Origin of the sequence: Kordia jejudonensis, from assembly GCF_001005315.1 — a bacterium.
Taxonomy (GTDB): domain Bacteria; phylum Bacteroidota; class Bacteroidia; order Flavobacteriales; family Flavobacteriaceae; genus Kordia; species Kordia jejudonensis.
This window is the reverse complement of record NZ_LBMG01000001.1, coordinates 1-15,732: the sequence shown is the minus strand read 5'-3', so window position 1 is coordinate 15,732 and position 15,732 is coordinate 1. Positions and strand designations below refer to the sequence as shown.

Below are 15,732 nucleotides of genomic sequence, written 5' to 3'. Positions count from 1 at the left end.
TCTTTTTTTGTTTAACACATTACAATTCAATGAAATTCATTAATTTCGCAAATTCAATATACAGCATAAAAAATGGCTAATAAATTTACAGAATATAAAGGACTAGACTTACCAGTAGTTGCAGACGAAATACTAAACTATTGGGAAGAAAACAACATCTTTGAAAAAAGCATAAGTTCAAGAGAAGGCGCTGAATCATTCGTATTTTTCGAAGGACCACCGTCAGCAAACGGATTACCAGGAATTCATCACGTATTAGCCAGAGCGATAAAAGATATTTTTTGCCGCTACAAAACACAAAAAGGATTCCAAGTAAAACGTAAAGCAGGTTGGGATACACACGGACTTCCAATAGAATTGGGCGTTGAAAAAGAACTGCAAATTACCAAAGAAGACATTGGTAAAAAAATTACCATAGAAGAATACAACGAAGCGTGTAAAAAAGCAGTCATGCGTTACACAGATATCTGGAACAACATGACGCGCCGTACAGGATATTGGGTAAATATGGACGATCCGTATATCACGTACAAATCAAAATACATGGAAAGCGTTTGGTGGTTGCTAAAACAAATCTATGACAAAGATTTAATGTACAAAGGATATACTATTCAACCTTATTCGCCAAAAGCAGGAACAGGTTTAAGTTCGCACGAATTAAACCAACCTGGAACCTATCAAGATGTTACGGATACAACGATTGTTGCTCAATTCAAAACCATCAAAGAAACACTGCCTGAAGCATTACAAAACGTAGAAGGTGACTTGCATTTCTTAGCATGGACAACAACTCCGTGGACATTACCATCAAACACGGCACTAACAGTTGGGCCAAAAATCGATTATGTAGTTGTAAAAACATACAATCAATACACGTTTGAGCCAATAAACGTGGTGTTAGCAAAAAATTTGGTTGGAAAACAATTTGCAGGTAAAAAATTCACGCAAGTAGCAACACAAGAAGAAGTAGCCGCTTACAAGGAAGGAGACAAAAAAATACCATACCTAATTACGAGTGAGCACAAAGGAAACGACTTAGTAGGCATCAAATATGAACAACTATTAGACTATGCGTTGCCATACGAAAATGCAGAACATGCCTTCAGAGTCATCTCTGGAGATTTCGTAACTACAGAAGACGGAACAGGAATTGTACACACGGCGCCAACATTTGGAGCAGATGATGCCTTAGTTGCCAAACAAGCAACACCAGAAATTCCACCATTATTAGTTTTAGATGACAATGGAAATCCTGTGCCTTTAGTCGATTTGCAAGGTAAATTTAGACCAGAATTAGGCGAGTTTGGAGGTAAATATGTAAAAAATGAATACTACACAGACGGAGAAGCACCTAAAAAATCAGTTGATGTCGAGTTGGCAATCAAACTAAAAACAGAAAACAAAGCATTCAAAGTAGAAAAATATGTCCATAGTTACCCAAATTGCTGGCGTACGGACAAACCAATCTTATACTATCCACTAGATTCTTGGTTTATCAAAATCACGGATGTAAAAGACAAAATGTACGACTTAAATCAAACCATAAACTGGAAACCAAAATCTACTGGGGAAGGACGTTTTGGAAACTGGATTGCTGGTGCAAACGACTGGAACCTATCACGTTCACGTTTCTGGGGAATTCCATTGCCAATATGGCGTACAGAAGACGGTAAAGAAGAACTCATCATTGGTTCGTTAGCCGAATTAAAATCTGAAATCCAAAAAGCCATTGAAGCTGGTGTAGAAACGAAAGATGTCTATGCTGATTTTGAAGTCGGAAACATGTCAGAAGAAAACTATGACAAAGTAGACTTACACAAACATATCGTTGATGGAATCACATTAGTTTCACCTTCTGGGAAGCCAATGAAGCGCGAAAGTGATCTCATTGATGTTTGGTTCGATTCTGGTTCCATGCCATATGCACAATGGCACTATCCGTTTGAAAACAAAGAACTCATCGACAATAACGAAAGCTATCCAGCAAACTTTATTGCCGAAGGTGTCGATCAAACACGTGGTTGGTTCTACACACTTCACGCGATAGGAAGCATGGTATTCGATTCGGTTGCTTACAAAAATGTAGTATCAAACGGTTTGGTATTAGACAAAGACGGACAAAAAATGTCCAAACGTCTCGGAAATGCCGTTGATCCATTTAAAACCTTAGACACATACGGAGCCGATGCAACACGTTGGTACATGATTTCAAATGCAAATCCTTGGGACAATCTAAAATTTGACTTAGAAGGAATTGCAGAAGTGCGTCGTAAATTCTTTGGAACACTATACAACACCTATTCGTTCTTCTGTTTATATGCAAACATTGACAATTTTAGCTACAGCGAAGCAGAAATTCCGTTAGCAGAACGTCCAGAAATCGATCGTTGGATACTTTCAGAATTGCACACACTCATCAAAAATGTTGATCAATTCTACGCGGAATATGAACCAACTCGTGCCGCAAGAGCCATCTCAGAATTTGTTCAAGAAAACCTAAGCAACTGGTTTGTGAGATTGAGCAGAAGAAGATTCTGGAAAGGCGATTACCAACACGATAAAATATCTGCGTACCAAACATTATACACATGTATGTTAAATGTTGCCAAGTTAGGAGCGCCAATTGCACCTTTCTATATGGACAGACTTTACAAAGATTTAACGGAAGCGACAACTACAGAAAACTTTGAAAGTGTACATTTGGCTAAGTTTCCAACGTATGATGAAGCATTCATTGACAAGTCATTAGAACGTAAAATGGAAAACGCGCAAACAATATCTTCCTTAGTATTATCGTTAAGAGCTAAAGAAAAGATCAAAGTGCGTCAACCATTGCAACGAATCATGATTCCTGTATTAGATGCGCAAACCAAAGAGGAAATTTTGGCTGTAGCCGAATTAATAAAATCTGAAGTCAACGTAAAAGAAGTAGAATTATTAGACGACGCTTCAGGCATATTAGTAAAGCAAATAAAGCCTAATTTTAAAGTCTTAGGACCAAAATTTGGGAAAGATATGAAAGCTGCTGCGGCAGTAATAATGCAGTTTGGACAAGAAGAAATTGCCGAAATTGAAAAAACAGGAAAAATACCTGTAGAAATTAACGGAAAAAATAGTACATTAGACATAACAGAAGTAGAAATAACTTCTCAAGATATTGAAGGTTGGTTAGTAGCCAATTCGGGAGGAATAACTGTAGCGCTAGATGTAACAATTACGGATGAATTACGTAAAGAAGGAATTGCAAGAGAACTTGTCAATAGAATTCAAAATGTACGTAAAGATTCAGGATTTGAAGTCACAGACAAAATACATGTATCACTACAAAAAGATGAACATTTAGTTGATGCAATACAAACAAATAAAGAATACATAAAGCTTGAAACACTAACAGAAGAGCTCGTATTTGTAGACCAACTAGAAAATGGAATAGAAATTGCTTTCGATGAGGTAAATACCAGATTATTTATTAAAAAAATGTAACACATCATGGAAGACACTAAAATAAGATACTCAGACAAGCAGCTTGAAGAATTCAAAGTAATCATTCAGAACAAAATTGATCAAGCAAAAAAAGACTTAGAATTGTTAAAAAGTGCGTATATGAACGACCACAACAATGGTACGGACGATACGTCGCCAACATTCAAAGCATTTGAAGAAGGTTCTACAACCATGTCCAAAGAAAAAAACATGCAGTTGGCCATTCGTCAAGAAAAATTTATCCGCGACTTAAAAAATGCAATCATTCGTATTGAAAACAAAACATACGGAATTTGTAGAGTTACGGGGAAATTAATCAATCCTGAGCGTCTTAAATTAGTTCCACATGCTACCTTAAGCATTGAAGCAAAAAACATGCAAAAATAAAAACTATATACTGTACAAAAAGCGCTCTATTTGAGCGCTTTTTGTGTTTAGTGAAACTTAATATTGAGTAGTCTGTAAGAAGCACTCAAAAAGCTTGTGGTATTCAAAAAAAATGAAAAAAACGCTATACATACTCTGTTTTCTCTTCTGTGTAAATACCATGTGCGTTGCCCAAAAAATAACACAACAAACCTTTTCCATCTACGAAATTGATGAAATCAGAATTGATGCCGATAAAATATTTCAACTCAACATCATCAGTACAAATGATAAAGTCATTACCATTGAAACCAAAATGGAAGGTGAATACTATCGCGATTTAAACATCATTACGTCAACCAAAAACAAGCAAATTCAGGTTTCGTGTGAATTGGCAGAAGATTTCGAAATTCCAAATGACAAACTAAGCGCGCACAAAGTCTTTTCTGTAGTCATGAATATCTACATTCCTAATCAACTAAAAGTGCAGCTAGAAGGCGACGGAACGCAAGTTCACATTCAAGGAAATTACAAACGGTTTTTGGCAATACTCATCTCAGGAAACTTTACGTTAAGCAACTTTCGTAGTGAAGCGAAAATTCAAACCAAAAAAGGAAACATTCAATACATTGACGCAAAAATGCCAACTTTAGAAACGCATACAGATCATCATGTCATATTTTACAAAAGCGGAAAAAAAATAGAATTAAAAGCAAACAATGGAAAGATTACATATTCTGCTGAAAAAGCGTAAAATATTCTTATTTTAGCCAACAATTAGGGTTTTCAAATTCAATCGGAAATTACACGACACATGTCATTAAAAAAAGCTATTGGAATCATTATTTTGGTCTTACTCATTGACCAAATCAGTAAAATATACATCAAAACAAACTTCACTTTAGGCGAATCAGTAAACGTATTTGGCTGGTTCAAAATTCTCTTTGTAGAAAACAGAGGAATGGCTTGGGGCGTTGAATTGCCTGGAAATTACGGAAAACTCTTCCTAACTCTTTTCCGATTATTTGCCATCACAGCTATCGGATATTGGTTGCACACAGAAGTAAAGAAAAAAGCATCACGCGTACTCATTGTAGCCATAGCATTAATCTTTGCAGGTGCGTTTGGAAACATTATCGATTCGGTATTCTATGGAATTCTATTCAGTGAAAGTACACTTGATAGCGGATTGGCTACATTTATGCCTGAAGCTGGCGGTTATGCTTCCGTATTTCACGGACACGTTGTAGACATGCTCTATTTCCCTATGGTTGATACGACATTGCCAGAATGGATGCCGTGGGTTGGTGGCGACCGTTTTACCTTCTTTGATCCAGTATTCAATATTGCAGATTCAGCAATTACCATTGGTGTTTTGTTGTTGATTATCTTTAATAAGAGAGCGTTTCCGAAGCAACCGAAAAACGTAAAAGAAATTGTGGTTGAAGAAGAAATAGCTTCAGAATAAAAATTCTTGTCATTTCGAGTGATTTTTCTTGTTTGACGAAAGTCAAAAACATGAAAAATAGTATCGAGAAACAAGTTAAAACTCAAAAACTTCTTCTGGAGTAACACAAAAATCCAAACCAATATCTGTTGCATCTGCTGTAAATAAAGTTGCTTCAGGAGGAAAAAAGGACAAACCAACTTTGATCACATCGGGTTTGCAATCGGCTAAAAACCGATCGTAAAAACCTTTTCCATAGCCAATTCTATTTCCATTGGTATCATATGCCAACAAAGGCACAAAAACCACATCAATCTTATTGGAAGGAACTTCAATACCATCAATAGGTTCAGGAATGTTGTATGCGTTTTTCTTAATTACAGTGTTATCTGTAAGGAGAAAATGTGTCAACGAACTATCTTCAAAATTACTTTTAGACAAAATGATATCTTTATCTTTTCCAGCCAAAATATTCAAAATAAACTCGGTATCAACCTCTTTCTGTTCGGCAATCGTCAAAAACAAATGATAATAACGATGTTCCCAAATGGGAAGTTGCAACACATTATTGGCAATTGCCAAACTAAAATTGTCCAACTGTTCAGGAGTTAGTGCATTTCGCTTATTTTTATAATGCTTTCGCAAGGCAGATTTTGACATGAATACAATATTTAACACAAAAATAGAAAATGTAGAAATGCTATTACTTTGTTTTTGGAATAATTGCGAGTAACTTTGTTTGGAATAGGCGTATTATGAAAGAATTAGAAAAGGCATTAAAACTCAAGAAAGAATTAGATTCATTGCGACCAATTGATCCTGAAAAGGAAGCAATCATCATACAGAAATTTCGTTTAGATTGGAATTACCATTCAAATCATTTAGAAGGAAACTCGTTGACGTACGGAGAAACAAAAGCATTATTGTTGTTTAACATTACGGCGCAAGGAAAACCACTCAAAGATCATATTGAAGTCACAGGACATAATGAAGCTATCAATTGGGTTTTGGATTTAGTTAAAGGCGATCGTCCATTGAGCGAAAGTTTTATTCGACAAATTCATCAATTACTACTAAAAGAGCCGTACGAAGTTGATGCAAAAACTGCTGATGGAAAACCAACAAAAAAGAAAGTGCATGTTGGCGAATACAAAAAAACACCAAACCATGTAGAAACGGTTACAGGAGAAATATTGCGTTTTGCAGCACCTGAAGAAACACCTGCAAAAATGACTGATTTACTCAATTGGTATAGAAATAGGACAAAAGAAGAAACGATAAATCCAATATTAGTTGCGGCAGAATTTCACTATAGGTTTATACGAATTCATCCGTTTGATGATGGAAACGGACGAACCGCACGAATCATCATGAACTTTATATTGATGAAATACGGCTTCCCACCAACCATTATCAAAACCGAAGACAAAGAAAACTATTTTGCCGCATTACAATTAGCAGATGCAGGAAATATTGAAGCATTCATCAATTATATTGCACAAAATTTAGTGTATTCGTTAGAATTGATGATTTCTGGTGCGAAAGGAGAAAGTGTTGAGGAAGATGATGATGTGGGGAAGGAATTGGCTTTGTTGGAGCAGCGATTAGCGTTTATTAATAGTAATGATACTATAAATATAAACTCTCAAATAGTAAATAATATTTTAAAAAAATCTGGACATAGACTTTTAGAGGAAATTAAATTAAAACAAAAGAAACTTTTCAAAAACTTTTACGCTGATGTAAACGTAGTAGGAGCTACACGTACATTTCCATCAATGAATAATCAATCAAAACCTATAGTGAGCGAATTCATAATTTCATTAATAACAAGCGAAATTAATATAGCTTCAGTTAAAGAAAGTTTTGGTTTTGATGTGAAATTTATTTTTAAACCAGAAAATTACTCTATACTTTTTAATGAAAAAACTGAAAAGGAATTGATTTCAAGAGTCCTATTAGAGAAGAACTACAGGACGGAACTAAGTGAAAGTGAAATCAATCAAATAGTTAATAAAACCATTAAAGTGCATAAAAACTACATTGAAAAAATCATTTCAAAAAAAGAAAACTCCAAAAACTCCAATAAAAATAAAAGTTATTGAGTCAAAGTGATACGTAATAATTCGATTATTTTACACTTGTGAATTCAATTTCCAACTTCAAAACATAAAAGTATTTTCGAATAACAAACAACAAACAACAAACAACCAAAAGCGAAACACTACATCTCAATACTAACATCTCAGTACTCAATACTACCCAATGACCGAAGCACTAGAACTACAACTCAAAACATTACCAACCAATCCTGGCGTGTATCAATACTATGATAAGGAAGGGAAATTGTTGTATGTAGGGAAAGCTAAAAATCTAAAAAAAAGGGTTGCATCCTACTTTACCAAAAATCATGAATATGGTAAGACAAGGGTTTTAGTCAAAAAAATTGCGTCCATAAAACACATCGTAGTTGCTTCGGAAACAGATGCGTTATTACTAGAAAATAATCTCATAAAAAAATACCAACCGCGGTACAATGTATTACTAAAAGACGACAAATCGTATCCGTGGATTTGTATCAAAAATGAACGTTTTCCGCGTGTATTTCCCACACGGAGAATGATCAAAGACGGTTCAGAATACTTTGGTCCATATACGAGTATGAAAACGGTTCGGACACTATTAGACTTAATCAAAGGACTATACCCGTTACGTACATGTAACTACGATTTATCACAAGAAAAAATAAATTCAGGCAAATACAAAGTCTGTTTAGAATATCACTTAGGAAACTGCAAAGGCGCGTGTGAAGGCTATCAAACAGTACATAGTTATGATGAAGATATCAAAGCGATTCGCGAAATTATAAAAGGAAACTTCAAAGATTCTTTACAGCAATTCAAAGCACAAATGAAAACGCTAGCAGAAGCTATGGAATTTGAAGCGGCACAAAAAGTCAAAGAAAAAATAGAGATCTTAGAAAACTATCAAGTAAAATCAACAATTGTAAATCCTAAAATCAGTAATGTTGACGTATTCTCTATCATTTCAGACGAAAGTTTCGGTTATATCAACTATTTGCAACTTTCGTTAGGTTCTATTGTTCGTTCGCATACGATGGAAATAAAAAAGAAACTTGACGAAACAGACAAAGAATTACTCGAACTTGCTATTACAGAAATTCATCAACGTTTTCAAACCAATTGCAAAGAACTATATGTGCCTTTCAAAGTAGAAGTTGGCGAAAAATATAAAATTACCATTCCAAAACTAGGAGACAAAAAACGGATCCTCGATCTGTCATTGCGAAATGCAAAATACTTTCGACAAGAACGGTTCAAGCAAATAAAACTTACCGACCCTGACAAGCATGTAAATCGCATAATGATGCAAATGAAAAAAGATTTACGTCTATCCGAAGAGCCAAGACATATTGAATGTTTTGACAACTCTAACATTCAAGGAACAAATCCTGTGGCGGCGTGTGTGGTGTTTAAAAACGGAAAGCCAAGCAAAAAAGAATACCGACATTACAACATAAAAACGGTGGTTGGACCAGATGATTTTGCTTCAATGGAAGAAGTTGTCTATCGCCGATACAAACGTTTGCTGGCAGAAGAACAACCATTGCCACAATTAATTGTCATTGACGGTGGAAAAGGACAACTATCTTCTGCATTAAAAAGTTTAGATGCCTTAAATTTACGTGGAAAAATTGCGATCATCGGAATTGCGAAACGCTTGGAAGAAATTTATTATCCAGGTGATTCAATTCCATTATATTTAGACAAAAAAAGTGAATCGCTCAAAATCATTCAGCACTTGCGAAACGAAGCACATCGATTCGGAATTACGTTTCATAGAAATAAAAGAAGTAATAAAGCGTTAAACTCAGAGCTAGAAACCATTGCTGGAATTGGCGAAAAAACCATTGTAGAATTGCTAAAAAAATTCAAATCTGTCAAACGTATTGCCGCTGCTTCACGTGAAGAAATTGCCACAGTTGTTGGCGATAGCAGAGCAAAAAAAATATACGATAACTTTCATAAAAAATAAGTCGCCTACCAATGAAAAAGTGGATTTACATCGCCATACTATTACTAAGTACTTCTCTCGTTTTTGCACAAAATACGACAGAAACTAACAAAAAGAAGCAAGACTTTACCGTAGGTTTGGTCCTAAGTGGTGGTGGTGCAAAAGGATTGGCACATATTGGCACCCTAAAAATTATAGACAGTCTAGGGATCAGAGTCGATTATATTGGCGGAACAAGTATGGGCGCAATAATTGGTTCACTATACGCTTCAGGATATTCAGGAAACCAGATAGATTCCATCTTTCGAGTTACCGATTTTGAAAAATTAATACAGGACGAATTGCCGCGTTCGGTAAAAACATTTTATGAAAAAGAAGATGCCGAACGGTACGCAATTACATTACCTTTTGATAACTTCAAAGTTGCGTTCCCTTCTGCAATTTCTAAAGGACAAAACGTATATAACAAGCTTGCAAAATTGCTCATGCACGTTGATCATATTGATGATTTTAGCAAATTGCCCATTCCGTTTTTATGCATTGCCTCAGATATTGAAAAAGGCGAGCAAATCATTTTAGACAAAGGATATTTGCCAGAAGCAATTACGGCAAGTGGTGCATTTCCTTCCCTATTTGAACCAATTCCTATAGAAGATCGGTTATTAATTGATGGTGGCGTAACCAATAACTATCCCATTGATGAAATAAGAGCAAAAAATGTAGATATCATCATTGGTGTAGATGTGCAAGATGGTTTGGCTACTCGCGAGCGATTGCGTTCTGCGATGAGTATTCTTTCTCAAATCAACAACTTTCAAACGATCAATGATATGAAAGTAAAAAGTAAAAAAACGGATATCTACATTCGTCCAGATATTTTAGGATTTTCAGTGATGTCGTTCGATAAAGGCAGCGAGTTAATCATACGAGGTGAGGAAGCAGCAAGAAATCAACTAAACGTATTGCAAAAAATAGCGGCTCAACAACGTGAAAAAAGAATCTTAAAACCTGTAAAAGTAAAAGATTCATTAAACATAAACTACATTCACTTACGTGGAAACAAAAAATATACACGTTCATATGTACGTGGTAAATTGCGATTTAAAACACCTAAGAAAGTATCATTTCAAAAATTTCAGGAAGGAATTAGCAATTTGGCAGCAACTGGAAACTTTACGGGAATTCGTTACAAAGCATTAAAAAATGAAGATGGAACGGAAGATATTGTGCTCAATTTGCGAGAAAGACCTAGTAAAATGTTTCTACGTTTAGCAGCGCATTATGACGACGTATACAAAACAGCAGGATTAATAAATGTGACAAAGAAAAATGTATTATTTAATAACGATGTAGCTTCGTTTGATTTTATCATTGGAGATAACATTCGGTACAACTTTGAATATTACATAGACAAAGGATATTATTGGAGTATTGGAATCAAATCACGTTTCAATACGTTTGAAAGAGGCGTAAGTTTTGATTTAATCAGTGACGATCAGTCAAATCCCGACTTAAATCGAATAGACATTGAAGTTTCAGACTTTACCAATCAATTGTACTTGCAAACTGTTGTTCGTGAAGAGTTTGTATTTGGAATTGGTGCCGAACACAAGCGCTTAAAAATCGCTTCAGAAACCATCAGTGACGAAAATGAAGAAGAAACTATTTTTGAACGAAGCGATATTCTGAGCACATTTGGATTTTTAAAACTTGATACGTACAACAACAAATACTTCCCATCAAAAGGAGTATTCTTTTCAGGAGACTTTCATTGGTATCTCTATTCATCAGATTACCGAAAAAACTTTGATCTCTTTTCAATAGCAAAAGCTAAAATAGGATATGCAACACCAATTATGGACAATCTTTCCTTAAACATTTCGACAGAAGGCGGATTCAAACTGGGTGATACAAATGTCAATTCATTAGATTTTGTGCTTGGTGGATTTGGAAATAACTTCATCAACAACTATACGCCTTTTTTAGGGTACGATTTTTTAAGTTTTACAGGCGATAGTTTTGTCAAAGCAAGTTTTATTTTAGATTATAACTTTTATGAAAAACACCATATAAACCTTACGGCAAATTACGCCAATGCAGGGCAAAATATCTTTGACAATGGCGAATGGTTCTCAACACCAGATTTTAATGGATATGCTGTTGGTTATGGATTGGAAACTTTTTTCGGTCCGTTGCAAGTAAAATACGCTTGGTCACCAGATATTGAAAAAGATACACTACACTTCAGTATTGGATTTTGGTTTTAGTTCGATAAAAATACCTTTTCAATCGTAGGATTTTTTGGTTGTAAACGCTGTTATATCTCACGAAATCATCAAAATAAAAGTCAAACATGACTTCAATCATTAAAAATCTCCAAATAATTCCGATATTTGTGTATAGCTGTTACAAAATCAGCTACTAAAATTATACAAGTGAAACCTTTTTGGAACGACTTACTAGCGCACTTACACTATCTTATCAAACGAAATCCTGAATAAGAAGGTGCATTTTTTTAATCGTTTAATTTTTTAATCATTTAAATTAATCAACATGCCTTTTTATCATAAATTAGGAAACATTCCACCCAAAAGACACACGATTTTTAGAAAGCCAAATGGCGATTTGTATTACGAACAGCTTTTTGGAACGATCGGTTTCGACGGAATGTCCACAAACAGTTATCACGAACATCGACCAACACAAGTCAAAGAAATACGCAAACAATACAGTGTTGCACCAAAAATCGCAAAAACCAATAACATTCAATCATATCGCTTGCGCGGATTTCAAGTAGCACCAGAACAAGATTATTTAGACAGTAGAAAAATAGTCTTAACCAACAGCGATTGCAATATTATTTTAGCAGCACCAAAAGAATCAACACGAGAATATTTCTACAAAAACACAGATGCAGACGAATTAATCTTTATTCACAAAGGAACAGGAAAACTCCGAACGATGCTTGGAAATCTCGATTTCAAATATGGAGATTACTTATTAGTGCCACGCGGAATCATATACAAACTAGATTTTGATACAGACGACAATCGATTATTCATTGTAGAATCGTATCGCCCAATATACACACCAAAACGCTATAGAAACTGGTTTGGTCAACTCTTAGAACATTCGCCATTTTGCGAACGCGATCTTAGACGACCTGAAGAATTAGAAACTCATGACGAAAAAGGAGATTTTTTAATCAAAGTAAAAAAGCAAGGCGATATCTTTGAAATGGTCTACGCAACGCATCCTTTTGATGTAGTTGGATACGATGGTTACAACTATCCATACGCGTTTTCAATTCACGATTTTGAACCTATAACAGGACGAATTCATCAACCGCCACCAGTACATCAAACTTTTGAAACAGACGCATTTGTCGTTTGCTCATTTGTACCACGACTGTACGATTACCATCCACAAAGCATTCCAGCACCGTACAATCATAGTAACATTGACAGTGATGAAGTGTTGTACTATGTTGATGGCGATTTCATGAGTAGAAACGACATAGAAGCAGGACACATTTCGTTGCATCCAGCAGGAATTCCACACGGACCACATCCTGGTGCTGTAGAACGAAGCATCGGAAAAACAGAAACCGAAGAATTGGCAGTTATGGTAGATACATTCAAACCATTACAAGTAACGGAAGAAGCCATGAAAATTGCGGATGAAGACTATTATAAATCTTGGTTAGAAAACGGCGATCACTAATGAAACGACTCACAACTAATATTGCAACGCATATCAGAGCTATGTGGTAACTCAATTCATAAAGAATACAATGAATTAAAAAAGAAATAATGAACTACGTCGTAGGGAGTTAATGAGATATTTAGAGGAAACATTAAAAAACATTTCGACCAAGCGTTGAAATATTAAATCTCGATTATCGAGTAAAAAATAAAAAGATGGCAGCAGAAATAAAAAACTTAAAAGATTTACAAAATACAGAATACGGACTCAAAAAATTATTTGATGACGCAGAAGATTTTCTTCCACTCTTAGGAACAGATTATGTAGAATTATATGTTGGAAATGCCAAACAATCGGCACACTTCTACAAAACAGCTTTCGGATTTCAATCGGAAGCCTATGCAGGTTTAGAAACAGGATTAACCGACAGAGTTTCGTATGTATTAAAGCAAGATAAAATCCGATTGGTCTTAACAACTCCATTAGGAAAAGGTGGCGAAATCAACGAACATATTGATCTTCATGGCGATGGCGTAAAAGTTGTGGCACTTTGGGTTGAAGATGCTACAAAAGCCTTTGAAGAAACGACAAAAAGAGGTGCAAAACCGTACATGGAACCTACCAAAGAAGAAGATGAACATGGATATGTAGTGCGTTCGGGAATTTATACCTACGGAGAAACGGTTCACATCTTTGTAGAACGTAAAAACTACAACGGTATCTTTTTACCAGGATATCAAAAATGGGAATCTCACTACAATCCAACGCCAGTTGGACTAAAATTTATTGACCATATGGTTGGAAATGTAGGTTGGGGAGAAATGAAAGAATGGTGTGAATTCTATGCAAAAGTAATGGGCTTTGCACAAATTATCTCGTTTACGGATGATGACATTTCTACAGATTTTACCGCGCTGATGAGTAAAGTAATGAGTAACGGAAACGGTCGTATAAAATTTCCAATAAATGAACCAGCTGAAGGGAAAAAGAAATCGCAAATAGAAGAATATCTAGACTTTTACAACGGACCTGGTGTGCAACACATTGCAGTTGCTACAGACAATATTATTGAGACGGTTTCGCAAATGCGCGAACGTGGCGTAGAATTTTTATATGTTCCAGAAACGTACTATGATGACTTATTAGAACGTGTTGGCGATATTGATGAAGATGTAGACGAACTCAGAAAACACGGAATCTTAATTGATAGAGATGAAGAAGGATATTTGTTGCAAATTTTTACCAAAACCATTGTAGACCGACCAACAATGTTTTTTGAAGTCATTCAACGTAAAGGAGCACAATCATTCGGAGTAGGAAACTTCAAAGCACTATTTGAAGCGATTGAAAGAGAGCAAGCCGCACGCGGAACGTTATAAAATGAAACACAAATGATGTGTCATTGCGAATGAAGTAAAGCAATCTTTCAATTATTTACTATAATGTCATTTCGAGCGCAGTCGAGAACTTAGAAACTCTAGTTTTTAAAGCTATTTCGACTGCGCTCAATAGGACACAGTTCAACACTAAAAATACCTTTCTTTCCCTAAAAATAACAACATGACTAGAGAAGAATTACTAGCCGCTATAGACAAAAAATATTTGGATATGGGACAAGATCCTGATGTGCATCTTTCAGGATTATTGCATGCAGAACCCATGAAATACTGGGATTTTATTCAAGTAGACGCGCTTTTAGGATTGCAAACGCAACGTACGCAACTGCCTGATGAAATGGTTTTTTTAATATATCATCAAGTCAATGAATTGATATTTAAAATGATTCTGTGGGAAATGCAACAAATAGCACACACAGAGAACATTCAACCTGAAAAATTTATCATGCATTTAATGCGAATCAGTCGTTATTTTGACTTACTATCTAATTCTTTCGACATTATGGGCGATGGAATGGAAGTAACGCAATACATGAAATTCCGCGATACGTTAACGCCTGCAAGTGGTTTTCAATCTGCGCAATACCGAAAAATTGAAATCGCTTCTACGGAATTAATCAATCTAATCGATTACAGATTTAGAACTACTATTGATCGTGAAACTCCATACTTACATGCGTATAACAATATGTATTGGCAAGTGGCAGGAAACGATCATAAAACAGGGAAACGCAGTAAATTAATGGTCAATTTTGATGAGAAATACAAAAAAGAACTCATTGCATGGATGAAAGAATACAATACCATCAACTTGTGGACAAAATTTAAGCAATTGCCAAGAAACTATCAAAATGATACAGCGTTGATCAATGCAATGCGTCATTATGACCATACAGTAAACATAAGTTGGGTAATGCATCATTACAATGCGGCGGCAAAATATATAAACTCTCAAGAAGGAAATGCAGAAGCTACTGGTGGAAGTGACTGGCAGAAGTACATGCATCCAAAATACCAACGAAGAATCTTTTTTCCAGAACTTTGGAGTGAAGAAGAGTTGGAAAACTGGGGAATTACCAATTTAGATGGCTATAAAACAATGCATTAGCCAATAGTTGGAAGCCAATGAAGTGATATAATGTTGCATACTTTTCAATAAAACATCAAGTTTATTGAAGAGTTGTTAAGAAACACCAACAAACTACACTTGTGATCATAAAAATACTGTTAAAGTAAAATACTATGCTTGCATAATATAATTCTCGTTCTATATTTGCAGTGCAAAAGCGAGTGGTTTCC

Annotated in this window: 11 protein-coding genes; 10 read left to right on the top strand and 1 reads right to left on the bottom strand. The window is 35.3% G+C overall.

From position 1 onward, the window contains the following. The first annotated feature begins 72 nt into the window (after positions 1-72). From ileS to AA089_RS00040, 4 genes are all read left to right on the top strand, one after another. Positions 73-3,483: an isoleucine--tRNA ligase gene (gene ileS / locus AA089_RS00055; RefSeq protein WP_046754863.1), complete on the top strand. Its 3,411-nt coding sequence runs from the start codon at positions 73-75 to the stop codon at positions 3,481-3,483. A gap of 6 nt (positions 3,484-3,489) precedes the next feature. Then, on the top strand, positions 3,490-3,870 hold the full coding sequence (locus AA089_RS00050) for a TraR/DksA family transcriptional regulator (protein WP_173427038.1): 381 nt from the start codon (positions 3,490-3,492) through the stop codon (positions 3,868-3,870). 112 nt (positions 3,871-3,982) lie between these two features. Beyond that, entirely contained in the window at positions 3,983-4,603 is a 621-nt protein-coding gene (locus AA089_RS23385) for a hypothetical protein (protein ID WP_053002138.1), read from the top strand. Positions 4,604-4,663: 60 nt separating this feature from the next. Next, positions 4,664-5,317: a lipoprotein signal peptidase gene (locus AA089_RS00040; RefSeq protein ID WP_046754861.1), complete on the top strand. Its 654-nt coding sequence runs from the start codon at positions 4,664-4,666 to the stop codon at positions 5,315-5,317. A gap of 75 nt (positions 5,318-5,392) precedes the next feature. Here AA089_RS00040 and AA089_RS00035 read toward each other — a convergent pair whose 3' ends face one another. Beyond that, complete coding sequence (locus AA089_RS00035; RefSeq protein ID WP_046754860.1) at positions 5,393-5,956, bottom strand: 5-formyltetrahydrofolate cyclo-ligase; 564 nt, start codon at positions 5,954-5,956, stop codon at positions 5,393-5,395. Between the two features lie 95 nt (positions 5,957-6,051). Here AA089_RS00035 and AA089_RS00030 point away from each other — a divergent pair, with 95 nt between their 5' ends. From AA089_RS00030 to AA089_RS00005, 6 genes are all read left to right on the top strand, one after another. Beyond that, positions 6,052-7,401: a Fic family protein gene (locus AA089_RS00030; protein ID WP_046754859.1), complete on the top strand. Its 1,350-nt coding sequence runs from the start codon at positions 6,052-6,054 to the stop codon at positions 7,399-7,401. A gap of 160 nt (positions 7,402-7,561) precedes the next feature. Continuing rightward, positions 7,562-9,352 (top strand): excinuclease ABC subunit UvrC, encoded by a 1,791-nt coding sequence (gene uvrC / locus AA089_RS00025; protein WP_046754858.1) that lies wholly within the window; start codon positions 7,562-7,564, stop codon positions 9,350-9,352. Between the two features lie 11 nt (positions 9,353-9,363). Further along, on the top strand, positions 9,364-11,598 hold the full coding sequence (locus AA089_RS00020; protein WP_046754857.1) for a patatin-like phospholipase family protein: 2,235 nt from the start codon (positions 9,364-9,366) through the stop codon (positions 11,596-11,598). Positions 11,599-11,884: 286 nt separating this feature from the next. Further along, positions 11,885-13,054 carry a homogentisate 1,2-dioxygenase gene (locus AA089_RS00015; protein ID WP_046754856.1) on the top strand — a complete coding sequence of 390 codons (1,170 nt, stop codon included), beginning with the start codon at positions 11,885-11,887 and terminating at the stop codon, positions 13,052-13,054. A gap of 197 nt (positions 13,055-13,251) precedes the next feature. Then, positions 13,252-14,415, top strand: coding sequence for a 4-hydroxyphenylpyruvate dioxygenase (hppD, locus tag AA089_RS00010; protein ID WP_046754855.1), 1,164 nt, complete (start codon positions 13,252-13,254; stop codon positions 14,413-14,415). A 181-nt stretch (positions 14,416-14,596) separates the two neighbouring features. Then, a complete protein-coding gene (locus tag AA089_RS00005; RefSeq protein ID WP_046754854.1) occupies positions 14,597-15,541 on the top strand; it encodes a tryptophan 2,3-dioxygenase family protein in 945 nt (314 codons plus the stop codon). Positions 15,542-15,732: the final 191 nt, after the last annotated feature.

What these genes read in the sequence shown, in the direction of transcription:
- ileS (WP_046754863.1), top strand. Translation starts at nt 73, where the DNA reads ATGGCTAATAAATTTACAGAATATAAAGGACTAGACTTACCAGTAGTT.
- AA089_RS00050 (WP_173427038.1), top strand. Translation starts at nt 3,490, where the DNA reads ATGGAAGACACTAAAATAAGATACTCAGACAAGCAGCTTGAAGAATTC.
- AA089_RS23385 (WP_053002138.1), top strand. Translation starts at nt 3,983, where the DNA reads ATGAAAAAAACGCTATACATACTCTGTTTTCTCTTCTGTGTAAATACC.
- AA089_RS00040 (WP_046754861.1), top strand. Translation starts at nt 4,664, where the DNA reads ATGTCATTAAAAAAAGCTATTGGAATCATTATTTTGGTCTTACTCATT.
- AA089_RS00035 (WP_046754860.1), bottom strand. Translation starts at nt 5,956, where the DNA reads ATGTCAAAATCTGCCTTGCGAAAGCATTATAAAAATAAGCGAAATGCA.
- AA089_RS00030 (WP_046754859.1), top strand. Translation starts at nt 6,052, where the DNA reads ATGAAAGAATTAGAAAAGGCATTAAAACTCAAGAAAGAATTAGATTCA.
- uvrC (WP_046754858.1), top strand. Translation starts at nt 7,562, where the DNA reads ATGACCGAAGCACTAGAACTACAACTCAAAACATTACCAACCAATCCT.
- AA089_RS00020 (WP_046754857.1), top strand. Translation starts at nt 9,364, where the DNA reads ATGAAAAAGTGGATTTACATCGCCATACTATTACTAAGTACTTCTCTC.
- AA089_RS00015 (WP_046754856.1), top strand. Translation starts at nt 11,885, where the DNA reads ATGCCTTTTTATCATAAATTAGGAAACATTCCACCCAAAAGACACACG.
- hppD (WP_046754855.1), top strand. Translation starts at nt 13,252, where the DNA reads ATGGCAGCAGAAATAAAAAACTTAAAAGATTTACAAAATACAGAATAC.
- AA089_RS00005 (WP_046754854.1), top strand. Translation starts at nt 14,597, where the DNA reads ATGACTAGAGAAGAATTACTAGCCGCTATAGACAAAAAATATTTGGAT.